Here is a 23908-nt window from a genome sequence, read left to right as displayed (position 1 = left end):
TATTTCAATGGAATGTTCCTACCGGCACATAGCCCGCCATTTCCGGCAGCCAGAGCGTAATCTGGGGCACGAAGACGAGGACGAGGAGCGCCAGGATCAGGATGAAAAGCAGCAACCAGACCTCGCCAAGAATGGTCGCGACCTTGATGCCGGTAATGCCCGATATGAGGAAGACCAGCTGTCCCATCGGCGGGGTAATCAGCCCGATCATCATATTCACCGTGGAGACGACGCCGAAATAGACGGGATCGATGCCAAGTTCCCGCACCGTCGGCATCAGGATCGGGATGACGATCAGCAGCATCAGCAAGGTGTCGAGCAGTGCGCCGAGGATCAGGAACAGAACCGTCACCAGCAGCATGAACATCAGCGGGCTGAGATCCAGCGAGGCAATCCAGCTCCCGAGCTGATCCGGTATCTGCTCCGCCGCGACGACGTAGTTCATCAGCACGGCACCGGCGATGGTGATCGCCACGATGGCGGTCGAGCGCGACGATTCCATCAACACGTTGAAGAGGACCTTTGGCGACAGGGTGCGGTACCAGAACAGCGCCAGCAGCAAGGCACAGAAAGCCGCCACCGCCGCCGCTTCGGTCGGAGTGACCGCGCCCGAGTAGATGCCGCCGAGCAGGATGACGGGCAAGACCAGGGTCGGTGCCGCGTCGCGTGTCACGGCAATCGCTTCTTGCCGGGTTGGCTTCGGCTGCGTCGGAAAATTCTGCAGCCGCGCCTGTACCGCCACCATGGCCATCATGACCAGCGCCAGGAAGATGCCGGGGCCGACACCCCCCATGAAAAGATAGCCGATCGACGTGTTGGAAACGACGCCGTAGAGCACCATCGGGATGGAGGGTGGAATGATCGGTCCCAGGATCGAGGATGCCGACGTCAGAGCCGCCGCAAAACCGGGGCGGTAGCCGGCCTTGATCATCATGTCGATGGAGATCTTGCCGGGTCCAGCCGCGTCCGCCAGCGCGCTGCCGCTCATGCCGGCAAAGATCACGCTGGCGACGATGTTGACATGGGCGAGCCCACCCCGAAATCGGCCGACGAGGAGGTTGGCGAAGCCGAACATCTTGTCGGTCATCTTGCCGGCATTCATCAACTCGGCGGCAAAGATAAACAATGGCACCGCAAGCATGACGAAGTTGCCGTAGATCCCATTGAGGCTCTGGCTGGCGACCAGGCCCATGTCGCGGCCGGTGATGACGAAGTACACGATGCCGGAGGCAAGCATGGCGTGGCCGAGCGGCATGCCGGCGAACATCCAGACGAAGAACAGAACGAACATCACCTCGACGGCGAAGGACATGAAAAATTCCTAGATATGCTGTTCCCAACCGGGTCGTAACAATTGCCAGAGGCGTCGAAGTGCGCTGACGACTACGGCGACGAGGAAGATCAGGAAACTTCCGAACACGAACTGCATGGGCAGATGCAGCAAGGTCGAGTGACGATTGCGAAGGAACAGGATGTAGTCGAAAGTGCCAGGTAGGGCGGCAAGGAACACCACCGCCAGGGAAAGCGTCACGAAGACAGCCAGGAGCCGTCGGGACCGGGGTGGAAACAGGCCGTAGATAACGTCGAAGACGATGTGCTGCCGCTCTTTGATCAGTATGTCGCTCGTCCAGAACACGATCCACACATAAGCGACCACGCAAAGCTCGTTCGTCCACGATATCGGCGCGTTGAAGACGTAGCGGGCGACGATGCCGATGACGAAGCCGGCGAACATCACGGCAAAAGCCACGACGCTCACCGACTCCGCCAGTCGCTTCCAGACGATGGCCAAGGACTGCATCAACCGAGCTTAGGCAGCGCCGATACGATCAAGCATGCCCTTGGGCCAGTTCTTCGAAAAGTCTGAATTGACGAAAGCATCGAGCACATGTTTTTGGAAAGCCGCCACGTCGGGGGTCGTCACGGTGTTGCCGTGTGCCTCGAGGAACGCCTTGCCATCGTTTTCGGTGGCGATCACGCCGTCGTCGTTGACTTTCTTGGCCACTTCCTCGGCCGCGAGGATCGCCTTCTTCTCGTCATCGCTGAGCCCGTCCCAGAACGCTGTCGGCATTGTGAAGAAGACATTCGCAACCTGGTGGCCGGTCAGCACGACCTGTTTCGACACTTCGTAGAACTTTGACGCGATGGCGTCCGGCAACGGGTTTTCGAGGCCGTCGATCGTGCCGGTCTGCATGGCAAGATAGACTTCCTCGAAGGCCAGCGGCGTGGCGCTGGCGCCAAGCGCGTTGCCGAGGAATTGCCAGGCTGCCGAACCCGGCATGCGCAGCTTCACGCCCTTGAGATCCGCCGGCACGTTGACGGTGCGGGGTGTCCGCAAGATGACATGCCGCGTGCCGAGATACTGGCTCCTGAGGATCTGCAATTTCAGATCGCTCGCCACCTTGTCCTTGAATTCCTTGCCGACGTCGCCGCTGTACACCGCATCCAGGTGTTTGGCATCGCGGAACAGATAGCCGGTGGTGAAGATCGAGAATTCCGGGATCAGTTCCGAAATATCCGAAGGCGAGGTGAGGGCGATTTCGAGATTGCCGCGCTGCATCGCCTCGATCTCCGTGCCCTGCGCGAACAGCGTGCCGTTGTAGTGCAACTGGACGTCGAAAGCACCCGGCATCGACTTGTCGAGTTCCGCCTTGAACGCTTGCAACGCCTTGGATTGCCATTCTGTGTCCGGACCGGGCGTCGAGGCACGGATGACCTTGCCTGCCGCGAAAGCGAACCGCGAGACGAAGGGCGCCGCCAGGACGCCCAAGGCGCCGGCAACCACCGTGCGGCGGCCAACGGCACGATTAAGAAATGAAGACCCCTGTTTGCTCATGCTCTTCCCCTCCTGCGTCGCTGTTGGGGCGCCTTCGATGGCGCGCGACCTGACGAACGGATGGTTTCACCACAGCTACAAATCGTCAAGCTGAATGTTGACAATAGGCAATCAATCATCATTTGTTGCGAGCCGGAGGGCACAAACTGCTCTCAAACAGACCAGCGAGCCCACCTATGAAGACCCAGACGCCAGCCCTGCCGAGGATCGATTGCTTCATGGTCGCGGCGGCGACACCGCTGACGGCCGACCTGCACCCCGACATCAAACTGCTCGTCCGTCACATCGAGATGCTGTTCGGTGCCGGTTGCGACGGCATCGCGCTCTTTGGCACGACGGGCGAGGGCACCGAGTTCTCGGTGGAGGACAGGACAGAAGCCCTGGATGGCGTCATTGCCGCCGGTATCGCGCCAGGTCGGCTCATCGTCTCGGTCGGCGCACTGTCGATCCCGGATATTGCACGGCTGGCTCATCATGCGCTCGACCGTGGCGTTGACAGCCTGCTGCTGATGCCGCCTTGCGTCTATCGCGGCGGCATCACGGAGGACGGCACCTTCCGCTTCTACGCGACTGTCATCGACCGCATCTCGCGTGCCGATCTGAAATTGTGCCTCTATCATTTTCCGGATATTTGCGGCGTCCCGCTGACGCCGCGCGTCATTCGGCGGCTGGACGAGGCCTATCCGGGGATCATCAGTGGCGTGAAGGACAGCGGCGGGGACCTGGATTTCACCGAGGCATTGATCCGCCGCTTCTCGCACTTGTCTATCTATACGGGCTCAGAGACCCATCTCCCGCAAGCGCTCGCGGCGGGCGCGCGCGGCACCATATGCGGTCTCGGCAACGCCATGCCGCGTCTGATGCGGGCGATGTTCGACGCCCCGACCGCCTTCGATCGCCGCAAGCTCGTGCCGCCCTTGCAGGGCGGCGACTCCATCCTTTCGAGGAAACCGTTCCCGGCCTCGGTGAAGGCGGTGCTTGCATCTGCCAGTGGCGAGCCGGGTTGGAACCGGGTTCTACCGCCCATGTCGGAAATAGCCATGCCCGAAAGAGACTGGTTGCTGCGGGACTTCTTCCGTTGGGAGCAAAACCTGACGCCAGCTTGGCGCAGTTTTCAGTCGAGCGAACTGGAGATCGGATCGCATGTGGTCAAGATGCGGCGCGCCTAGCTGGCGCTGTTGCCCAAAGTCGACAGACGCAGTTCCCGTCGGCCGTGGATCATCCGAATTTGGGGCCTCCCATGCATTGCGCGGCTCGGCAGAGCGCGCCTTTTCCGCTGGCCGAGGCGAGGCTGTTGATTGCCACTGAGAACTGACCCGGCAACCCAGGATATTGCCATCGAGACTTGACCCATGTTTGAATCTTGCCCTGCTTTTTCAGCGGGGGCCACGGAGTGATCGACTTGGCACTGAGCGTGATCCGACGCTGGCATTTTCGAGAGCATCTATCGCTCCGTGAGAACCTACTGTCCGGAAATGGTGCAAGGCTGCCTCGGTAGCTCGGTCCGAGGCGGCGGGCGTCTTTAACCGACAACTGCAACGACACTACTGCTCGGTCAATATGCTATGAGTTTCGGAGCTGGATCGCCGGGAACCCCAGCAGTCCGCGAAACTGTTGTGTCTCTGCCCGCGCGTGACCTGAGTTTGAAGTGAAGTCCGAGAACCCGAGCCTGAACGCTAGGTTGCAGCGAAATGAACAGCGTTAGTGCTTATACAGGTGGCAAGCACCGTAAACCGGCAGCAGGCCAACCTGCGCATGCTCAACGACAGGGGCTTCTGGCTCGGAACAGGGCGGGCGACGCCAGGCGCCTAATTTAGCTCCAATGTCGCCCGGCTTGCTGTTCCTGAGCAGTACCGTGAGATGCGCCCAAGACTAACTGTGCGCCTTTAGCGCGTCTAGCAAATCTCCCCACTCGTGCATCAGCGTCACGCGTTGCTCCCAATAGGTCGCGCGGTTGTAGGTACGCCGAATGGCGTTCTTGTCTTGGTGCGCCAGTACCGCCTCAATGACGTCTGGATCGTAGTTGCGCGCGTTGAGGATGGTGCTGGCAGTCACCCGAAAGCCATGGGCGGTTACTTCGTCTTGTCGGTAGCCCATGCGCCGTAGCGCGGCATTCATGGCGTTCTCGGAAAGCGGACGCTTGGTCGAGCGGATCGAAGGAAAGACTAGGCCGCCCCGCTCTGAAAGCGGCCAGACTTCTCCCAGGACCCGGAGCGCCTGCTTGGATAGCGGCACATCGTGCGGGGCACGCATCTTCATGCGCTCGGCTGGTATGCGCCAGACAGCCTTTTCTTGGTCGAATTCGGCGCGGGTCGCCCCCCGTACCTCGCCGGGACGGACGCAGGTAAGGGCGAGGAACTGGAGAGCAGCTTTCAGGGTCGGCCAGCCATCGTACTCATCTATCGCCACGAGGAGCTGACCGAATTTCTTTTCATCGGTGATAGCGGCACGACCATTGGCTTTAGGCGGCTGGAGGGCGCCCCGAAGCGGCAGGGTCGGGTCGCCCTCGGCCCGCAGGGTGACAATCGCCAACCGGAAGACACTGCCGATCACGCCGCGCAGACGCCGCGCCGTTTCCCGTCGGCCGCTCCTTTCGATCTTCTGGAGAAGTTGAAGTATCTCCGCTGGGGTGATCTCTTTGATTGGACGTTTGGCCAGCGGGCAGGCCAAGTCTTCGAGGAGCCACTTGGTTTTGGTGACGGTGGCCGCTGCGGCGCGCCGCTCCTCCATCCGTTTGACGTATTCCTCGGAGATCAAGCCGAAGGTTGTGCGCGCTTCTGTGAGAGCCGTGATCTTCTCCTCCCTGCGTTTTGTGGAGGGGTTAATACCGGCGATAAGCAGCCTCTTGGCCTGGTCGCGCTTCTCTCTCGCGTCGAGTAGCGACACCAATGGGTATTTCCCAAAGGAGAGGATGTTTTCCTTTTCCAGGCTGCGATACCGCAATTGCCAAAGTTTGGAGCCGCTTCTTTGGACGAGGAGATAGAGCCCGTCGCCGTCAGTGAGGCGATACGGTTTGTCTTTGGGCTTGCTGTTCTTGCATGCGAAATCGGAGAGCGACATGGGTAACGGACCTCCCGGGTAATGGGTAACGTCCGGATCGTTACCCAAAAATCGATGCGTTGCAACGGTACGCGGCGGGCCGGCATGAGCAGCTAAGACAAGCTAACTCATTGATTATGTTGATTGGTGGGATGCTGTGAGAAGCTATGGGAAAGGAAGGTGGTGCCCAGACGCGGATTCGAACCACGGACACGCGGATTTTCAATCCGCTGCTCTACCAACTGAGCTATCTGGGCCTGTTCCGGCTGACAAAAACTCGCCTGCCGGATTTCGTGGAAGCGCCGTGCGGCACCCCTTGAAAGCGCGTGGGTTATAGCACGGGAATTTAGCCTGTCCAGCGCTTAGGTGCTGATTTCAGGCAGGAAAAGAAGCGCGGTTTGCCGCGCCAAATCGTCCACTGCGGCGGCTAGCGCGGCATCGCGCCGGATGGTGCCAATTCGCGGGGGCTGCCGGGCCGCTTCGCAATTGTTGCCGTGGACTATCTGACGGCGGTGGTCTTGCGAAAATCGGAAGGCGACATGCCGGCGAGCTTGCGGAACGATTTGTTGAAGGCGCTGAGCGAGCCGAAGCCCGAATCCATGGCGACACGCAGGACGTTGGCGTCCTGATGCATCAGCAACGCCTGTGCGTAGCTCAACCGCAGCAGGCTGACATATTCGTTGAGTGTCATCCCGGTCGACTTCTTGAACAGGTTCATGGCGTATTTGGGATGGATGTCCGCCGCCGCCGCGATGTTCACGCACTCGATGTCGTAGAGGAAATTCTCGGCGATGAAATCGCACATGCGTCCGACATTGCGCGACGACTGCTGATCGAAGGGACCGCCGGCTCCTGCCCCCTTCGAACTCTCCGGCACGAGCCGATAGGGTTCGAATCGCACGCGTTCGAGCCGCAGCAACAATTCCTTGACGGCATGTTCGGCCTTGGCTGGATCGCCCGAGCGGACGTAACGGTTCCAGCGCTCGAAACTGTGGTTGTCGGAAAGGTCGGTGGCGCCTGTCACCAGCGTCGCCCCTGTCATCAGCCGGTGCCGGATATCGTCTGGCAGATGGAGCCGGAAGAAATGCACCAGCGGCAGGTGTGCGCCCGCGTAGATGGCGTCATCAGACAAACGGTCCATGCGGTGCGGCAGACCACCCCAGAACAGGCACATTTCGCCCGCGGAAAGCGCAATCTCATAATCGTTCATGCAATAGTGCACGTCGCCGCGCACGATGAAATTCACCTCGACCTGGGCATGCCAATGCGGTTTGAGCATCACCAGCGGGTGATTGTGGAATATCTCCAGGACCAGCGGAAAACCTTCGACGCCGCTGGCGCCAGGCTGGTAAAACGGCCGTTCTGGCATCTTACTTTCCGCCCATTTCATATTCCCTCTGTCGGGGACATGTCTTCCACGCCGGCTAGTTTAGCCACGCTCGCAGAGAGAGCAAATGAAATGGGAGGATTTCAATGCGCATCACACTGACCTGCGCCGCGCTGACGCTTGCCCTGGGCTCAAGCCCGGCTTTCGCGCAATCGGGCGAACTCACGATCTGGAGCTGGAACGTTGCCGCTTCGTCGTTGAAATCGACGGTTGCCGGCTTCAACAAGCTTCATCCGGACATCAAGGTCACCGTTCAGGATCTCGGCAATCAGCCGACCTATGACAAATCGATAGCCGGCTGCGCCGCTGGCGGCGTCGGACTGCCTGATATCGTCACGATCGAGAATGGCGAGGCCGAGAACTACTGGAGCCAGTTCCCGGACTGTTTCGTCGACCTGCACACGCTGGGCTACACGGCCGATGACCAGGCGAAATTCCCCGATTTCAAGCGCACCGAACTCGAAGTTGGCGACAAGGCCTATGCCATGCCCTGGGATTCGGGGCCGGTGGCCGCGTTTTATCGCCGCGATTTCTATGAGAAGGCTGGCGTCGACCCGGCCTCGATCAAGACCTGGGATGATTTCATCGCGGCGGGCAAGAAGGTCCAGGCCGCCAATCCCGGCGTCACCATGACCAATGCTGATTTCAACGGTGACTCCGAGTTCTTCCGCATGATCTCCAACGAGCAGGGCTGCGCCTATTTCGCCGCCGACGGGCAGTCGATCACGGTCAATCAGCCCAAATGCGTCGACGCCATGACCAAGGTCAAGGAGATGAAGGACGCCGGCATCATTGCCTCCGCCGACTGGGGCACCAAGATCACCAACAACACCGCCGGCACTGTCGCCACCCAGATCTATGGCGGCTGGTATGAGGGCACATTGCGGACCGAATCGCCGGCCGAGAGCGGAAAATGGGGCATTTACCTCATGCCCAGCCTCACCGCCGATGGCCCGCGCGCCGCCAACCTGGGCGGTTCGTCGCTTGCCATCACATCGGCCAGCAAGAACAAGGAAGCCGCCTACGCCTACATGAAGTACACGCTCGAGACCAATGAAGGCCAGATCACGATGCTCAGGGATTTTGGCCTCGTCCCCTCGCTGATCTCGGCGCTCGATGACCCCTACGTCTCGCAAGGACTGCCTTACTGGGGCAATCAGGCCGTCTGGAAGGATATCCTGGCGACCTTGCCGAAGGTCGCGCCTAGCCGCGGCACGCAGTTCCAGAGCGACGCCGAAATCATCATCCGTGCGGTGCAGACCAAGTATCTCGCCGGTGGCTATGCCGATGCCAAGGCCGCACTCGACGACGCCGCTAACCAGATCGCGGCAGCGACCGGACTGCCTGTCAAATCGTAACCTCAGTCAACGATCCGGGCGGTGCATCCGTAACGCCCGGACGTCTCGACCTTGGCGCGGGAACCCGCACACGGTTTTCGCAACAGTTAGAACGGCGCCTCACGGCTGCGGCCCGTCGAAAATGCCATCAGGCGAAGGAGGAGGAAGATGCACACTCGCAATGCCACGGCCTATCGCTTCCTCACGCCTTATCTGCTGGTTTTCGCCGTCTTCTGGGTCTGGCCAATCATCAGCTCGTTCCTGATCTCGTTCCAGGCGACGCGCACCGTGCCGTGGCACTACCAGCCCGGCTTCAACTGGGGCCGGCTGATCGGCGATCCGGCTTTCTACAACGCGCTGAAGAACACGCTGCTCATCCTGGTCATCCAGGTACCGGTGATGATCGCGCTGGCCATGGTGATGGCGGTGCTCTTGAATTCTCCGCTGCTTAAGGCGCGAGGCCTGTATCGCTTTGCTTTTTTTGCCCCGGTGGTGGTTGGCGAGGTCGCCTATTCCGCGGTTTTCCGCCTGATGTTCAGCCTCGATTTCGGCATCATCAACAAGCTGTTGAATAGCATCGGCTTGCCCAAGATCGATTGGTTTTCCAACGTCACCCCGGCGATGGCGCTGATCATGGTCGCGGTCACCTGGCGCTGGGCCGGCTACAACGCCATCATCCTGTTGGCCGGCATGCAGTCCATTCCCGAGGATGTCTATGAGGCCGCGACACTCGACCGTGTCAGCAAGCTCAGGCAGTTCTTCTTCATCACGCTGCCGCTGCTGAAGCCGGTCATCGTGTTCTGCCTCGTGCTGTCGATCATCGGCACCATGCAATTGTTCACCGAGCCCTTCCTGATCACCGAGCGGGGCGGACCAGGCGGCGGCACCGAAACACTCGGCCTGCTGCTTTACCGCCAGGGCTTCCGGTCGCTCAACTTCGGCTACGCCTCGGCCATCGCCTACACCATGGCCGGTCTCGCGATCGCCATCACGCTGGTGCAACTGTGGCTGACGAGGGAACCCGAATGAGCTCGCTCTCCGCCGCTAGGACAAGGCGCAGCATCGCACTGCATCTCTTCCTCACGCCCCTGGCGCTGATCTGGCTGTTTCCGCTGTGGATGATGGTGGTCTTCTCGACCATGCCCGACAACGGCATTTTCAGTCCCGGCATCGAATTGCTGCCGCATGGCAATTTCATCGACAATTTCAACAGTCTGCAGCGCGACACCGATTTCGTCGGCGCCATCGGCATCTCGGTCTCCGTGGCGGTGACCTACACGTTCCTTTCGGTGCTGCTGACCTCGATGGCGGGGTGGGCTTTGGCCCGCTACCAGTTCTTCGGCAAAGGCGTGGTTGTGGCGATCATCCTCGGCACCATCACGCTTCCCTACGCGGTCGTGCTGATCCCGCAATTCATCATGGTGGCGCGCGATTTCAAGCTCGCCAACACCTGGGTCGCGCTGATCGTGCCGCCGCTGTTCAATTCACTTGGCGTGCTGTTCATGCGCCAGAGTTTTTCGATGATGCCCGACGACCTGTTCGACGCCGCCCGTGTCGAAGGCGTGAAAGAGTGGCGCATCTTCGTCTTCATCGCGCTGCCACTGGCGCGGCCGATGCTGGCGGCGCTCTGCATCATCCTGTTCCTGGCGTCATGGAACAACTACCTGTGGCCGCTGCTGATCAACAGCCAGCCGGGATCGATGACAGCCCCCGTCGCGCTCGGCACGCTGATCGGCCTGACCAAGGTTTCATGGGGCGGCATCATGGCGGGCGCCGTGATGCTGACAGTGCCGATGCTCGTCGTCTTCGTGCTCCTGCAGCGCCATTTCATCGCCGGCATCGCCGCCGGCGCCATCAAGTAGGGGGCAGCATGGCAACCGTCACACTCAACAATGTTGTCAAGCGCTATGGTATACTCGAGGTCGTCCATGGCGCCAACATTGACATCAAGGACGGCGAATTCGTCGTCTTTGTCGGCCCTTCCGGCTGCGGCAAGTCCACGCTGCTGAGAATGATCGCTGGCCTTGAGGACATCAGCGGCGGAGAGATCGCCATCGGCGGCAAGCTGGTCAACGACGTCGAGCCGGCCGATCGCGGCATCGCCATGGTGTTCCAGTCCTATGCGCTCTATCCGCACATGACGGTCGAACAGAACCTCTCCTTCGGGCTGAGGATGACCGGCAATCCGAAGGCGGACACCGATCGGCGGGTGAAACGGGCGTCCGAGATCCTGCGCATCAGCGAGCTGATGCAGCGGCGCCCGAGGAAACTGTCTGGCGGCCAGCGCCAGCGCGTCGCCATCGGCCGCGCCATTGTGCGCGAGCCGCAGGTGTTCCTGTTCGACGAGCCGCTCTCAAACCTCGACGCCGAACTGCGCGTCCAGATGCGGGTCGAAATCTCGCGGCTGCACAAGGAGCTTGGCGTCACCATGATCTATGTGACGCACGACCAGACCGAGGCGATGACGCTGGCCGACCGTATCGTCGTGCTCCATGCCGGCAATATCGAGCAGATCGGCGCTCCGCTCGATCTCTATGACGATCCGGCCAACCGCTTCGTCGCCGGCTTTGTCGGCTCGCCGAAGATGAATTTTCTTGCCGCCAAGATGGTTGGCGTCAGCGACGGCGCTGCCCTTGTCGAGCTGGTCAACCATGGCGGTGTTCGGTTGAAGAAGCCGCTTTCGGGTCCCTTGCCGGCGATCGGGGCCGACATCGTGCTTGGCGTGCGGCCGGAGCATTTCTTCAATGCCGGTGAAGGCGATTGCGACATCACGGTCAAGGCCGACGTTGCCGAACACCTGGGATCGGTGAGCTACGTCTACGCCAATGCCGGGCCGGAGGAACTGATTATCGAGCGCGAGGCCTCGCGGCAGCGGGCGAGCGGCGACCATCTGACCGTGTCGATCAAGGCCGAACGCTCGCTTCTCTTCGACAGCGCCGGTGCCCGGCTTCGCTGACCTTTCTTTTCTGTGCCCGACCGCGATGCGTCGAGGCGGCTTCAAGGAGATCTGACTTGACTTCCAAACTTAAAAAAATCCGTTGGGGCATCCTGGGGCCTGGCGACATTGCCAAGGCCTTCGCAGGCGGCGTAGCCGGGTCTCGCAATGGCATGCTTGCCGCTATCGGCGCGCGCAATCCCGGCAAGCCGGGCCTCGCCGACAGCTTTCCCGGGGCGCGTATCGTCGATGGCTATGACGCGTTGCTTACCGATCCGGAAATCGATGCGATCTACATCGCGATCCCGCATCCAGGCCATGCGCAATGGGCGATCAGGGCAGCGGAAGCCGGAAAACATGTGCTCTGCGAAAAGCCGATGGCGCTGACCGCCTTCGAGGCCGACGCCATGATCCACGCCGCGCGCAAGGCCGGCACCTTCCTTGGCGAAGCCTTCATGTACCGCTTGCATCCGCAGACGCTGAAACTGGTCGAATTGATCAGGTCCGGTGCGATCGGCGAGGTCAGGATGATCAAGTCGAGTTTCGGCTTTGCCATGCCTGGTTTCATGCCGGAGCACCGGCTCTATGCCAATGACCTTGCCGGTGGCGGCATTCTCGATGTCGGCGGCTACCCCGTTTCGATGGCGCGGTTGATAGCCGGCGCTGCGGTCGGAGAGCCCTTCGCCGAGCCTGACAAGGTGGTTGGCGCAGCGCATCTCGGCCAGTCCGGCGTCGACGAATGGGCTTCCGCCCTGTTGCAGTTTCCTGGCGGCATTGTCGCCGAAGTTTCCTGCAGCATCTCGCTCAACCAGGACAATGTCCTGCGCATCCTCGGCACCAAGGGCCGGATCGAGGTGCCTGACTTCTGGTTTGCTGGTGGCGACCGCAATGTCGGCCTCGGCAAGATCGATGTCATCGGGTCAGATGGCGCGCGCCAAACGATCAGCGTCAACGAGACACGCCACCTCTATGCGTTCGAGGTCGATGCCGCCGGCGATGCCATCTTGGCGGGGCAGCAGGAATTCGCCTGGCCGGGCATGGCTTGGTCCGACAGCCTTGGCACCTTGCGCGTGCTCGACAAATGGCGCTCCGTCGTTGGCCTCGAATACGAGATAGAGAAGGCTTCGCGACGCGTCAACACGATCTCCGGCCGGCCATTGCGGTCTGGTGGAACAGTCATCGGCAAGCGCGCTATTCCTGGCCTCTCGAAACCCGCCTCGGTCGTGGCGCTCGGCTTCGAGGATTTCCGCTCCTTCTCTTCAGGCTCGATCCTGCTCGATGCGTTTTTCGAGGCAGGCGGCAATCTCTTCGACACCGGCTTTATCTATGGCGCCGGCTATACCGAGACGCTGCTCGGCGAGTGGCTGAAGAACCGTGGCGTGCGCGAACAGTCGGTGATCATCGGCAAGGGCGCCCATACCCCGCTCTGCTATCCCGATGTGATCGGCAAGCAATTGAGCCAGACGCTGGAGCGGCTGCAAACCGATCATGTCGATGTCTATTTCATGCACCGCGACAATCCGGATGTGCCGGTCGGCGAATTCGTCGACGCCATGGACCGCGAGGTCAAGGCGGGCCGTATCCGTGGCCCGTTCGGCGGCTCGAACTGGACGATGCAGCGCATGGATGAGGCGATTGCCTATGCCGAACGGACCGGCAAACAGCGGCCCGGTGCGCTGTCCAACAACTTCTCGCTGGCCGAGATGCTGGAGCCGATATGGACCGGCTGCGTTGCCTCAGCCACGGACGCGTGGAAGGCCTGGCTGACATCGAGGCAGATGCCGAACTTCGCCTGGTCAAGCCAGGGCCGCGGCTTCTTCACCGATCGGGCCGGGCGCGACAGGCGTGACAATGAGGAACTGGTGCGTGTCTGGTACTCGGAGAAGAATTTCGGCCGCCGCGACCGTGCGATCGAGCTTGCCGGCAGATTGGGCAAGAGCCCGATCCATGTCGCGCTTGCCTATGTGCTCAAACAGCCGTTCCCGTCGGTGCCGCTGATCGGGCCGCGCACGCTGGCAGAACTCGACGACAGTCTGCGCGCGCTCGACATCCAACTGACGCTGGCCGATCTCAAATGGCTGGACGGGGGAGCCTGATTGCGTGAGGCGTGGCGGATGCCTGCATCAGAGCGGCCTCATTTGGGGCCGTCGGCATCCGTCTCTTCCTCGTCGTCGCGAGCGCGAATGACATAGACGCCCTTCAGCCAGCGGTTGAGGTCCATGTCCTTGCAGCGCGTCGAGCAGAATGGATAGGTTTCACGCGCCGACGGCTTGTTGCATTCAGGGCAAGGGCGTTTGGGCCGCAGCGGTGTCACGTTGGTGTCGGAATTCATGGCCGCGGCGACCGCCAGTTGAAATGCACCTTGAACCCTTCGCCGGTCAAAAGCGCCACGGTCTCATAGAGCGGCAGGCCGACGATGTTGGTGTAGGAGCCGACCAGCTTGACGACGAAGGAGCCGGCAAGGCCTTGCACGGCGTAGCCGCCGGCCTTGCCGCGCCATTCTCCCGAGGCGATGTAGGCTTCCATCTCCTCGCGCGGCAGCCGCTTGAAGCGCACCCGCGTTTCGACCAGCCGCTGGCGCAGCTTGCCGCCCGGCGTGATCAGGCAGATGCCGGAATAGACGCGGTGCGAACGGCCGGACAGCAGGCCGAGACAATTGGAGGCGTCGTCGATGGTTTCGGCCTTGGGCAGGATGCGCCGTCCGACCGCAACCACGGTGTCGGCCGCGAGCACGAAGCTTGGCGCATAGTCGGCCTCGGTTTTCAGCGATGCCAGCGCCTTCTCGGCCTTTTCCTTCGACAGCCGTTTGGCCAGCGAGCGCGGATGCTCGGCCCGCAGCGGCGTTTCGTCGATGTCTGCGGGCAGCACACGGTCCGGCTCGATGCCGGCCTGCTGCAACAGCTCGATCCGGCGCGGCGAACCCGAGGCAAGCACCAGCTTCTGCAAAAGGCTCATCGCGATTCCAGCCGGCTGTAACGGTGCTCTACTTGAAACGATAAGTGATGCGGCCCTTGGTCAGGTCGTAGGGCGTCATCTCGACCAGGACCTTGTCGCCGGTCAGCACGCGGATTCGGTTCTTGCGCATGCGGCCGGCTGTATGGGCGATGATCTCGTGTTCGTTTTCGAGTTTCACCCTGAACATCGCGTTGGGCAACAATTCCGTCACGACACCCGGAAACTCGAGGACTTCTTCCTTCGGCATTCGATACCTTTGCTTGGATTGCAGTTCCAGCGCCTGGCTGGAATTTCGGCGGAACCTATATGATATTGGTCCGCTTGTGAACACGCTTAATCCGCCGCGTTTTCCACGTCATTTGGCGGAAAACGCTTGGATATGCGCGCCTTCAGTCGCTCGCGCACGTCACGATAGGCAGCCATGATCTGTTCGCGGGTGCCGCCTGCATCGGTTGGGTCCGGCGTCGGCCAGTATTCCACCTCGACGGCAAGCGAGCGGGTCAGTTCCAGCGCGGCATGGTGTGCTTCGGGCGCCAGCGTGACGATCAGGTCGAAATAGTCGTCCTCGAGATCATCCATCGTCCTTGGCAGACGCTCACCCAGCGACAGGCCGTCCTCAGCCAGCACGGCGTCGACGAACGGGTCACGTTCGCCGCCGCGCACCCCTGCGGAGGCGACGAAAGTTGCTGGCGGAAGCATGCGGCGCGCCAGTTGCTCCGCCATGGGCGAGCGCACGGCGTTCATGCCGCACAGGAACAGGATGGAGCGAGGCAGCGAAGCCAGTTCAGCCTCGCCAGTGCAGCACGCAGACCAGCGTGAACAGCCGGCGCGCCGTGTCGAAGTCTATGTCGATCTTGCCGGCAAGCCGGTCCATCAACGTCTGCGAGCCTTCGTTGTGCAGGCCGCGGCGGCCCATGTCGATCGCCTCGATATGGCTGGGTGTCGAGGAGCGGATGGCCTCATAATAGCTTTCGCAGATCATGTAATAGTCCTTGACGATGCGCCTGAGCGGCGTCAGCGACAGGATATGGGTGACGACGGCAGCGCCATCCTCGCGCGCCACGGCAAAGACCAGGCGCGATTCGGCCAGAGACAGTTTCAGCCGGTAAGGCCCGGCGCCACCGTCGTTGATCGGTTGAAAACTGTTCTCTTCGATCAGGTCGAAGATCGCGACCGCCCGTTCGTGCTCGACATCGGGCGTAGAACGGCCGATCGATTCATCGAGTTCGACATCGATCAGCCTCGCGCGGGTTTGATCGGAGCCAGACATATCGCCCTACATGTTCAGCCGTATGGCGACGGAACGTCCATGCGCGTCAAGGCCTTCCGCCTTGGCAAGCGCGATCGCCGCAGGCGCCAACGCCCGCAACTGCTCCGGCCCGAGCTTGAGGATTGACGTACGCTTGACGAAGTCGAGCACTGAAAGTCCGGACGAAAAGCGCGCCGAGCGGGCGGTAGGCAGCACGTGATTGGAGCCGCCGACATAGTCGCCGATGACCTCCGGTGTGTGACGGCCGAGAAACACAGCACCCGCATTGCGCATCCTGGTCAGAAACGCCTCGGCGTCATCAATGGCCAGCTCGACATGTTCGGCGGCGATCCGGTCGACCAGCGGCAGCGACGCTTCGATATCAGGAACCACGATGACCGCGCCGAAGTCGCGCCAGCTTTGTGCCGCCGTCTCGGCGCGCGACAGGCTCTGCAACTGGCGTTCGACCGCATGCTCGACCGCTTTGCCAAAGGCCGGGTCGTCGGTGATCAGGATCGACTGCGCCGACACATCATGCTCGGCCTGGGCAAGTAGGTCGGCGGCGATCCAGTCCGGATCATTGCTGCCGTCAGCCACCACGAGCACTTCCGACGGACCGGCGATCATGTCGATGCCGACGGTGCCGAACACCCGACGCTTGGCCGCCGCGACATAGGCGTTGCCGGGGCCGACGATCTTGGCCACCGGCTTGATCGTCTCGGTGCCATAGGCAAGGGCGGCGATCGCCTGCGCGCCGCCAACGCGGTAGATCTCTTCGATGCCGGCCAGATCCGCCGCCACCAGCACCAGCGGATTGATGACCCCGCCAGTGGCCGGCACCACCATGACGATACGCTCGACACCGGCGACCAGCGCCGGCACCGCGTTCATCAGCACCGAACTTGGATAGCTTGCTGTGCCCCCTGGCACATAAAGTCCCACGGCTTCGACGGCTGTCCAGCGCGAGCCGAGCTCGACACCCGCTGCATCGGTATAGCGATCGTCCTTCGGCCGCTGTCGCTCGTGATGCGAGCGGATACGGTCGCGCGCGAATTTCAGCGCCTCGACCGTCTGCGGGTCGGCGGCTTCATAGGCACGGGCGATGTCGTCCTTCGTCACCGCGATGCCGAGTTTTGTAAGATCGGCGCGGTCGAATTTCAAAGTGTAGTCGATCAGCGCCGCGTCGCCCTCGGCGCGCACCCGTGCGATGATGTCGCGCACGACCGTGTCGACGTCATCGGACACTTCCCGCTTGGTCGAGAGGAAGGCGGTGAAGCGCTGCTCGAAATCGGCGTCGGACTGGCGAAGCGTGATGGCCATCGTTCAACCCTTGTGAAGGGGACGCGACGTCGCTTCCCAGGCGCCGCCGATATCGGCCAGCCGCGCCTCGATGCATTCGACATCAAGCATGATCGCGCCGCCGCCCGAAAAGACCAATTCGACGATGCCCGCCGGCTTGCTGATTTCGATGAAGCTGATGGCCAGCAGCGACAGCACTTCAGCCGGTTTGTCGCGGGCAATGCCGCTGGTCTTGGCGCCGAGCACACGGTCGAAATGCAGCACCGCCTGCCGGCGCTCGTTGTGCTGGCGCAAGAAGCCTGATTTCGCCTCCCAGACGAAACGGTTCATGGTCAGCACAAAACGCTTGGCCGACGGCAGGAATTCAAGATCGCTGACCTTCATCACGGCGTCCTGGACATGGGCCGAAACAATGCTCAGATCCTGGTCGTCGAGCGCGATAAGCTTAAGGGCCATGCGGAATTTGTGCCTAACGTTGGTTTCAGCCTCTGTTATGCGGTCTTGGCGATCCGTGCAACCGCGCCAATAGCTTCGGTTTGCGCCGCCCCTCATCGCCCTGCCGGGCACTTCTCCCCGTATAGTGACGGGGAGAAGGAAGTTGCCGCAAAGGATTTTCGCCAATCTCCTGCGGTGCAAAAGAGCAACCGAGGTTGCTGCAGATAAGAGGGGCGCCGAGATCGACGATTCGCCGACGCCTTGAATCTTGCTGTAGGCCTATGCCGAAATCCGTTCGATCACCGCGCCGCAATTGGAAAGCTTTTCTTCGAGCCGCTCGAAGCCGCGGTCGAGGTGATAGACGCGGTTGACCGTCGTTTCGCCTTCCGCCGCAAGGCCGGCAATGACCAGCGACACCGAGGCGCGCAGATCGGTCGCCATGACCGGTGCACCCTTGAGCTTCGATACACCATCGACGATTGCCGTCTGGCCGGAAAGCGTGATGTGGGCGCCAAGCCGTGCCAGTTCCTGCACATGCATGAAGCGGTTCTCGAAGATCGTCTCGGTGATGCGCGACTTGCCCTTGGCCATGGTCATCAGGCCCATGAACTGCGCCTGCAGGTCGGTCGGGAAGGCCGGGAAGGGGGCTGTCGTCACATCGACCGGGGAAATACCCGCGCCGTTGCGCCGGACGCGAATGCCGGAATTGGTCGGCGTGATCTCGGCGCCGGTCTGGGCGATGATGTCGAGCGCGGTCTGCAAAAGCTCAGGCCGTGCACCTTCGAGCACGACGTCGCCGCCGGTCATGGCAACCGCCATGGCATAAGTGCCGGTCTCGATGCGGTCGGGGATAACCCGGACGCGCGCGCCGGAGAGCGATTCGACGCCGTCGATGGTGATGGTCGGCGTGCCGGCGCCGGAAATCTTCGCGCCCATGGCGTTGAGGCATTCAGCCAGGTTGACGATCTCGGGTTCGCAGGCGGCGTTTTCAAGCACGGTCTCGCCCTTGGCCAGCGCTGCCGCCATCATCAGCACATGGGTGGCGCCGACGGACACTTTCGGGAAGGCATAGCGATTGCCGACAAGGCGGCCGTTGCGGGTCTTGGCAATGACATAGCCGGTGTCGACATCGATATCAGCGCCCAGAGCCTGCAGGCCTTCGAGGAACAGATCGACCGGCCGCGTGCCGATGGCGCAACCGCCCGGCAGCGACACCTTGGCTTCGCCCATGCGGGCGAGCAGGGGGCCGATCACCCAGAAAGATGCGCGCATCTTCGACACCAGCTCATAGGGCGCGGTCGTGTCGACGATGTTGCGAGCGGAGAAATTGATGGTGCGCGAATAGCCTTCGTTCTGCTTTTCGCGGCGGCCATTGACCGAATAGTCGACGCCATGATTGCCGAGAATGCGGATCAGCTGCTCGACATCGGCCAGGTGCGGCACGTTTTCCAGTGTCAGCGTGTCGTCGGTCAAAAGCGAGGCGATCATCAGCGGCAGCGCGGCATTTTTTGCGCCGGAAATCGGAATGCTTCCGGCAAGCTTGTTGCCGCCGACAATTCTGATGCGATCCATGGAAGAACGTCCCTCTCGACCCAAAAGGCCGTTTCAATCGTTTGAGTATCGGCCCGTCTAGACCATTGGCCGGCCCGGTTCAAGAAATAGGATTTCACCCGACCCAGGCCAAGAGTGGCCGATTTGAGTTAATCTTTCCGCATTTCCTTCGCCGCGCCGAGGCCATCCGGCCGCTCGTCCGCGTCACCGGTCCGCCGTGAGCGCGACTGCGCCTTGCGCTTCTGCAGATTGGCGCGCAACTGCTCGGCAAGCCGGGCCTTGCGATCGCCACCAGCCTTTTTCTGTGGAATTGTCTTTTCGCCCATCATTCCGTCCCGGCGGCCGGTCAGCCGACGCCCCATCAAGGCATAGCTAACATTGTGGCACAGCCATGTCCGCAAATTCGTTTGCCACGAGCGCTCACAGATGCCTTGCGCTTGTGGATTTGATATGGCAGAAGCCCCGCCATCGGCTGCGGTAGCTCAGTGGTAGAGCACTCCCTTGGTAAGGGAGAGGTCGAGAGTTCAATCCTCTCTCGCAGCACCATCCCATCTCCTTGATTGGCAACAAGTTTCTGTATTTGTTGGTCTATTCGCCGCCCGTCTGGTACACAGGGGTGGTACACATGAGCTTGCGAATGCCCGGACCTTGGAAGCATCCCGACACTGGCGTCTATTACCTTCGACAGCGTGTCCCATCCGATCTGGCATCGCGTCCCATTGAAGTGACGGTTGCAATCCCGGTCGGCGATGCCACAAAACTTGTCAAAGTTGGACCAGTGGTCAAGGTCAGTCTTGCAACAAAAGACCCCGCTGAAGCCAAGGCCCGGCACCGTCAGGCCGATACTGCGCTCCAAGAGTTCTGGCAAAGACAGCGGGGAGGACCACAGCCCCTTACTCAGCGGCAAGTGCAGGCATTGGCCGGATTGCTTTATTCCAACCTCGTGGAAATGTTGGACAGCGAACCGGGAGAAGAAGGCATCTGGAAGGAAGTGCTTCGGCTGAACCAAGCCAAGCAGGACAGCGGGGAACTGGAGCGGTGGTTCGGTCCAACGGTGGACGAGCTGTTCGCGAAGCAGGGCGTCAACACCGATCAACTGAGCCGGACGCGCGTCGTCCATGCGACCTTCAAGGCGATCCAACTCGCCGCCCAAGCGAACCTTCGGAAGGCCCAAGGCGACTATTCGCCCAACGATGCGGCCAAGCGGTTTCCGCCTTGGGAGCCAGCACGGGAAGGCACCTCACAACGCGCGCCGGTTGCCGCTGGCAAGTTTGACCTGTTCAATCTGCTGGATCACAAGTTCGCGACGCAGTCCCTCAAGGCCAAGACCAGAGAGGACTATCGGAGCTACCTCAAGAAATTCGTCGCGGTGGTCGGCCATGCCGATGCGCGCAGCGTCACGAAGGACGACGTCAGAGAATGGCGTGACAAGCTCATGGCGGAAGGCCTCACGCCGAAGACAATCAACGACAAGTATCGTGCGGCTTTGAGCGCCGTTTTGAGCCACGCTGTGAAGGAGTTCGGCCTTCCGGACAACGCAGCCAAGGGCATACGTGACCAGAGGACCGGTCCGGCGCCCACCGGGTCGAAAGGGTACAGCCCCGAACAGGCCAAGGTGATCCTGTCGGCGACCTTCAAAGGCACGTTCAAAGCAATCTCAGCGCTGTCAATCGGCCCGCAATTGGGACCCTGGATCGGCTCGCAAAAGGGACCCCCTTTTTGAGGCACAATGGTCAGCGCTCGCCGGGCGGAGCTGGTCTGGGTTGCGCAGCCCGGCGAGTGCGGATCGGCGTGATGGGGTGATCAGGCGCGGTTCTTGAAGCGCCAGGATTCGTTTCCGGTCTCGATGATCTCGCAGTGATGGGTGAGACGGTCGAGCAGCGCGGTGGTCATCTTTGGGTCGCCGAAGACGGCGGGCCATTCGCCGAATGCCAGGTTGGTGGTGACGATGATCGAGGTGCGCTCGTAGAGCCGGCTGATCAGATGGAAGAGCAACTGCCCACCGGCTTGTGCGAACGGCAGATAGCCGAGTTCATCGAGCACGACGAAGTCGAGCCGGGTCAGGTAGTCGGCGATGCGGCCCTGCTTGCCGCTGCGGTGCTCAGTCTCGAGCCGGTTGACGAGATCGACGACGTTGAAGAAGCGGCCACGTGAGCCGTTGCGGATCACGGCGCGGGCAATGGCGATTGCCAGATGCGACTTGCCGGTTCCTGTGCCGCCGATGAGCACGGCGTTGCGCTGGTCGGCGACGAAGGTGCCGTTGGCAAGGTCGCGGACCAGCACCTCATTGACCGGCGTGCCGTCGAAGTCGAACTCCTCGATGTCCTTGGCGATCGGCAGCTTGGCGACAGTGAGCTGGTATTTGATGGAGCGGGCCTGCTTCTCGGCGATCTCGGCCGACAGCAGATCACCGACGATCCTCGGCGGCTCGTGCTGGCGCTTGATACCCGTTGCCATGACCTCGTCATAGGCGCTGCGCATGCCATAGAGCTTCAGCGTCCCCATCAGTTCCAGAACCTGCGTGCGTTCCATCAGCTTGCCCTCCTGAGGCGGTCGTAGCGGGCGCAGTCGGCAACCGGCTCATGCGCCAGGCGGAGTGCGTCCGGGGTAAGAATGGTGATTGCCGGCGCCGGATCGCGCTGCCGTGCCAGGATGTTGATGATGACGGCTGATGAGCAGACGTTCTGGTCGAGCGCCTCCTGGCAGGCCGCCTCGACCGCGTCGAGGCCGTCACTGAGAACGGCAGCCAGGATCGCCACCATCTGCCGGTCGCCATCGTCCGCGGACTTCAATCTGCGCCGGACCCGTTCCATTGCCGATGGCAGAACCCAGTCCTGGAACGGCGCTCCGTTGCGCAGCGCTCCGGGCTTGCGGGCGAGCACGGGGACGTAATGCCACGGGTTGTAGATCGTGTCGCCGCGCCCGAATGAGCGCACATGTTCGGCAACAACCACGCCATCCTGGCGAATGACGATGCGATCGGCATAGGCCTGAATCTCGACCGGCCGGCCAACGGCGGTCGACAGCACCGAGTATTTGTTGTTGTCGAAGCGCACCGTGCAGGTCTTCGACACCGAGGCCGGCACCGTATGGAATCCGTCGAAGGGGCCGCGATATTCGACCAGTTTGCCGCGCTCGTCCTCGAACACGTTCCAGATCGTTCGTTCCGGCTGTTCGATGTGACGGTGCGCCTTGGTGTAGGCGATGCATTTGTCGAGCAGCCAGGCGTTGAGTTCCTCATAGGATTTGAAGCGCAGCCGCGGCGTGAAGAAGCGCTCGCGCACCAGCCCGACCTGGTTCTCGACCTGACCCTTCTCCCAGCCAGACGCCGGCGTGCAGGCGACCGGCTGCACCAGATAATGGCTGCACATCTGCAGGAAGCGGCGATTGTATTGCCGGTCCTTGCCGACGAACACCGTCTCCACCGCCGTCTTCATGTTGTCGTAGATGCCGCGCGTGCAGGCGCCACCGAAGAAGGCAAAAGCGCGGTCGTGCGCGTCGAACACCATCTCCTGCGTCTCGCGCGGATAGGCCCTGACGAACATCATGCGGCTGTGGCAGAGCCGGACATGGGCGACCTTCACGGTCACTGTCACGCCGTTGATCAGGACGATCTCGTGGCTCCAGTCGAACTGGTAGGCCTCGCCCGGCGCGAAGAACAATGGCACATAGGCTTCCGCCGTTGCCGATCCTTGCTCCTTCGCCCAGCCCTTCGCGTATCGACGGACCGCATCGTAGCTGCCTTCATAGCCGAGCCCGCGAAGCTCCTCGTAAATCCGGATCAGAGTCAGCCGCTCGCGCCCCGCCTTGCCGTGGTTGCCATCCAAAAGCCCGTCGAGCTGATCCTGCCAAGGGCCGATCTTTGGCATCGGCTGCCGTTCGCGCTCGTAGCGGAACTCCGTCGCGTCTGACCGCAGCACCTTCCGGACAACCTTCCGCGATATCCTCAACTCGCGGCAGATCTCCTTGATCGACTTCCCCTGGACCAGCGAAAGCCGGCGTATCTTCGCTATCGTCTCCACAACCAACATCCAAAACAAATGCCTCCGATGAAACCGAAGGCAGTGTGACAACCCTGCGTTACAGGGGTCCTTTTTGGACGCCGATCACCCCTGAAACGGGGTCCTTATTCCACGCCGAAACACACTCAGCGCCCCACCTCCGCGCCATCTTCTGGGTGCCGTGGATTTGCGCCTACACCGGCCTCAGGGTCACAGAGGTCACACAGTTGCGCGGCACAAGCCTCCGAGAGCAAGACGGGGTCCCGTTCCTCTTTATTACTCCGGAGGACGGTTCAACCAAGAGCGGAAAGGGGTGGATTACCGCCGTTCATCCGCACCTCGTGCAACTTGGCATTCTCGACATGTTCAGAGACATCGGCGACGGCCCTGCCTTCTACGCCCCCTATCCGTCCGACACCGACCTCGCCGCGCTACCGGGCAAGCTGCGGTCCAAAGAGGCGGGTAACCGGGTTGGGAGATGGATCACGAAAGAACTTGGTATCCAGGCGCCAGGTGGGAAGCCGAGCCATGCTTGGCGACACCTGTTCACAACACTCTCGCGTGACCATGACATGGACAAGCAGGCGCGAGACCACATGTTGGGAAGCGGCCCGCAAGACGCACGAGAAGGCTATGGCGACTGGTCGCCGGGGGCACTTGATCGAGAGATCAGCAAGTTGCCGAATTTCGAGGTGGAACTGGCCGAGTACCGTCCATCAAACCAACGACTGACCGCGCGACCGATCAGGATGCTACGCGAAAGACCGGAAGCGAACCAACGTGCGAAGAGACGCTGAAGGTTACCTCGGCAGGAAGTAGCGGCGCTGTCCGTCAAGCTCACCTGTGCGGGCGATGCCAGTGGCGACGAGCGTTTCTAAGACCTG

General features: G+C 61.6%; 23 protein-coding genes, 2 tRNA genes and 1 pseudogene. 9 read left to right on the top strand and 17 right to left on the bottom strand.

Annotated elements, in window-relative coordinates:
• Positions 1–4 precede the first annotated feature (4 nt).
• From GA829_RS31560 to GA829_RS31550, 3 genes are read right to left on the bottom strand one after another with little or no spacing between them, the layout of a single operon-like run.
• Positions 5–1312, bottom strand: a complete 1308-nt coding sequence (locus GA829_RS31560; protein ID WP_195176438.1) for a TRAP transporter large permease — start codon at positions 1310–1312, stop codon at positions 5–7.
• Between the two features lie 9 nt (positions 1313–1321).
• Positions 1322–1801, bottom strand: a complete 480-nt coding sequence (locus tag GA829_RS31555) for a TRAP transporter small permease (RefSeq protein ID WP_195176437.1) — start codon at positions 1799–1801, stop codon at positions 1322–1324.
• A 9-nt stretch (positions 1802–1810) separates the two neighbouring features.
• Positions 1811–2836 (bottom strand): DctP family TRAP transporter solute-binding subunit, encoded by a 1026-nt coding sequence (locus GA829_RS31550; RefSeq protein WP_195176436.1) that lies wholly within the window; start codon positions 2834–2836, stop codon positions 1811–1813.
• A gap of 176 nt (positions 2837–3012) precedes the next feature.
• Here GA829_RS31550 and GA829_RS31545 point away from each other — a divergent pair, with 176 nt between their 5' ends.
• The gene (locus tag GA829_RS31545) at positions 3013–4005 is read left to right on the top strand and encodes a dihydrodipicolinate synthase family protein (protein ID WP_195176435.1); all 993 of its coding nucleotides are present in this window, start codon (positions 3013–3015) and stop codon (positions 4003–4005) included.
• A 703-nt stretch (positions 4006–4708) separates the two neighbouring features.
• On the opposite strand, the gene GA829_RS31540 is transcribed toward GA829_RS31545, so the two are convergent.
• From GA829_RS31540 to GA829_RS31530, 3 genes are all read right to left on the bottom strand, one after another.
• Positions 4709–5896, bottom strand: a complete 1188-nt coding sequence (locus tag GA829_RS31540) for a tyrosine-type recombinase/integrase (RefSeq protein ID WP_195176434.1) — start codon at positions 5894–5896, stop codon at positions 4709–4711.
• Between the two features lie 160 nt (positions 5897–6056).
• Positions 6057–6132: transfer RNA gene (locus tag GA829_RS31535), tRNA-Phe, on the bottom strand.
• Between the two features lie 242 nt (positions 6133–6374).
• Entirely contained in the window at positions 6375–7244 is an 870-nt protein-coding gene (locus GA829_RS31530) for a helix-turn-helix domain-containing protein (protein WP_195176433.1), read from the bottom strand.
• 104 nt (positions 7245–7348) lie between these two features.
• Here GA829_RS31530 and GA829_RS31525 point away from each other — a divergent pair, with 104 nt between their 5' ends.
• The 5 genes from GA829_RS31525 to GA829_RS31505 all read left to right on the top strand — a co-directional run bounded on the left by GA829_RS31525 (position 7349) and on the right by GA829_RS31505 (position 13630).
• Positions 7349–8620 carry an ABC transporter substrate-binding protein gene (locus tag GA829_RS31525; protein WP_195176432.1) on the top strand — a complete coding sequence of 424 codons (1272 nt, stop codon included), beginning with the start codon at positions 7349–7351 and terminating at the stop codon, positions 8618–8620.
• A gap of 147 nt (positions 8621–8767) precedes the next feature.
• Positions 8768–9628 (top strand): carbohydrate ABC transporter permease, encoded by an 861-nt coding sequence (locus GA829_RS31520; protein WP_195176431.1) that lies wholly within the window; start codon positions 8768–8770, stop codon positions 9626–9628.
• Positions 9625–10461: a carbohydrate ABC transporter permease gene (locus GA829_RS31515; protein ID WP_195176430.1), complete on the top strand. Its 837-nt coding sequence runs from the start codon at positions 9625–9627 to the stop codon at positions 10459–10461. Before GA829_RS31520 ends, GA829_RS31515 begins: the two co-directional genes overlap by 4 nt.
• Before the next feature lie 8 nt (positions 10462–10469).
• Positions 10470–11555, top strand: a complete 1086-nt coding sequence (locus GA829_RS31510; RefSeq protein ID WP_195176429.1) for an ABC transporter ATP-binding protein — start codon at positions 10470–10472, stop codon at positions 11553–11555.
• A 56-nt stretch (positions 11556–11611) separates the two neighbouring features.
• Positions 11612–13630, top strand: a complete 2019-nt coding sequence (locus GA829_RS31505) for an aldo/keto reductase (RefSeq protein WP_195176428.1) — start codon at positions 11612–11614, stop codon at positions 13628–13630.
• 38 nt (positions 13631–13668) lie between these two features.
• Here GA829_RS31505 and yacG read toward each other — a convergent pair whose 3' ends face one another.
• The 9 genes from yacG to GA829_RS31460 all read right to left on the bottom strand — a co-directional run bounded on the left by yacG (position 13669) and on the right by GA829_RS31460 (position 19349).
• Positions 13669–13866: a DNA gyrase inhibitor YacG gene (yacG, locus tag GA829_RS31500; protein WP_195176427.1), complete on the bottom strand. Its 198-nt coding sequence runs from the start codon at positions 13864–13866 to the stop codon at positions 13669–13671.
• Positions 13863–14489, bottom strand: coding sequence for a Maf-like protein (locus GA829_RS31495; protein ID WP_195176426.1), 627 nt, complete (start codon positions 14487–14489; stop codon positions 13863–13865). The genes yacG and GA829_RS31495 overlap by 4 nt, the downstream gene beginning before the upstream one ends.
• Positions 14490–14517: 28 nt before the next feature.
• Positions 14518–14736 carry a translation initiation factor IF-1 gene (gene infA, locus GA829_RS31490; RefSeq protein WP_006200926.1) on the bottom strand — a complete coding sequence of 73 codons (219 nt, stop codon included), beginning with the start codon at positions 14734–14736 and terminating at the stop codon, positions 14518–14520.
• 86 nt (positions 14737–14822) lie between these two features.
• Positions 14823–15233 (bottom strand): arsenate-mycothiol transferase ArsC, encoded by a 411-nt coding sequence (locus GA829_RS31485; RefSeq protein ID WP_258052029.1) that lies wholly within the window; start codon positions 15231–15233, stop codon positions 14823–14825.
• Between the two features lie 40 nt (positions 15234–15273).
• On the bottom strand, positions 15274–15759 hold the full coding sequence (locus tag GA829_RS31480; RefSeq protein WP_195176425.1) for a UPF0262 family protein: 486 nt from the start codon (positions 15757–15759) through the stop codon (positions 15274–15276).
• A gap of 6 nt (positions 15760–15765) precedes the next feature.
• A complete protein-coding gene (gene hisD / locus GA829_RS31475; protein WP_195176424.1) occupies positions 15766–17058 on the bottom strand; it encodes a histidinol dehydrogenase in 1293 nt (430 codons plus the stop codon).
• 3 nt (positions 17059–17061) lie between these two features.
• The gene (locus GA829_RS31470) at positions 17062–17493 is read right to left on the bottom strand and encodes a DUF2948 family protein (RefSeq protein ID WP_195176423.1); all 432 of its coding nucleotides are present in this window, start codon (positions 17491–17493) and stop codon (positions 17062–17064) included.
• 258 nt (positions 17494–17751) lie between these two features.
• Entirely contained in the window at positions 17752–19044 is a 1293-nt protein-coding gene (murA, locus tag GA829_RS31465; protein WP_195176422.1) for a UDP-N-acetylglucosamine 1-carboxyvinyltransferase, read from the bottom strand.
• A gap of 128 nt (positions 19045–19172) precedes the next feature.
• On the bottom strand, positions 19173–19349 hold the full coding sequence (locus GA829_RS31460; protein WP_195176421.1) for a hypothetical protein: 177 nt from the start codon (positions 19347–19349) through the stop codon (positions 19173–19175).
• A 145-nt stretch (positions 19350–19494) separates the two neighbouring features.
• Here GA829_RS31460 and GA829_RS31455 point away from each other — a divergent pair.
• Positions 19495–19569 (top strand) — tRNA-Thr (locus tag GA829_RS31455).
• Positions 19570–19579: 10 nt separating this feature from the next.
• Positions 19580–20746: a DUF6538 domain-containing protein gene (locus GA829_RS31450; RefSeq protein ID WP_195176420.1), complete on the top strand. Its 1167-nt coding sequence runs from the start codon at positions 19580–19582 to the stop codon at positions 20744–20746.
• A gap of 80 nt (positions 20747–20826) precedes the next feature.
• On the opposite strand, the gene istB is transcribed toward GA829_RS31450, so the two are convergent.
• Both istB and istA read right to left on the bottom strand, forming a co-directional pair.
• Positions 20827–21555 carry an IS21-like element helper ATPase IstB gene (istB, locus tag GA829_RS31445; protein WP_195174663.1) on the bottom strand — a complete coding sequence of 243 codons (729 nt, stop codon included), beginning with the start codon at positions 21553–21555 and terminating at the stop codon, positions 20827–20829.
• Positions 21488–23054: pseudogene (gene istA / locus GA829_RS31440) on the bottom strand (IS21 family transposase). The gene istB and the pseudogene istA overlap by 68 nt, the downstream one beginning before the upstream one ends.
• 197 nt (positions 23055–23251) lie before the next feature.
• On the opposite strand from istA, the gene GA829_RS31435 reads away from it, so the two are divergent.
• Entirely contained in the window at positions 23252–23821 is a 570-nt protein-coding gene (locus tag GA829_RS31435) for a hypothetical protein (RefSeq protein WP_195176419.1), read from the top strand.
• Positions 23822–23908: the final 87 nt, after the last annotated feature.

This window comes from Mesorhizobium sp. INR15 (assembly GCF_015500075.1).
Taxonomy (GTDB): domain Bacteria; phylum Pseudomonadota; class Alphaproteobacteria; order Rhizobiales; family Rhizobiaceae; genus Mesorhizobium.
This window is presented reverse-complemented; position numbering and strand designations above follow the sequence as displayed.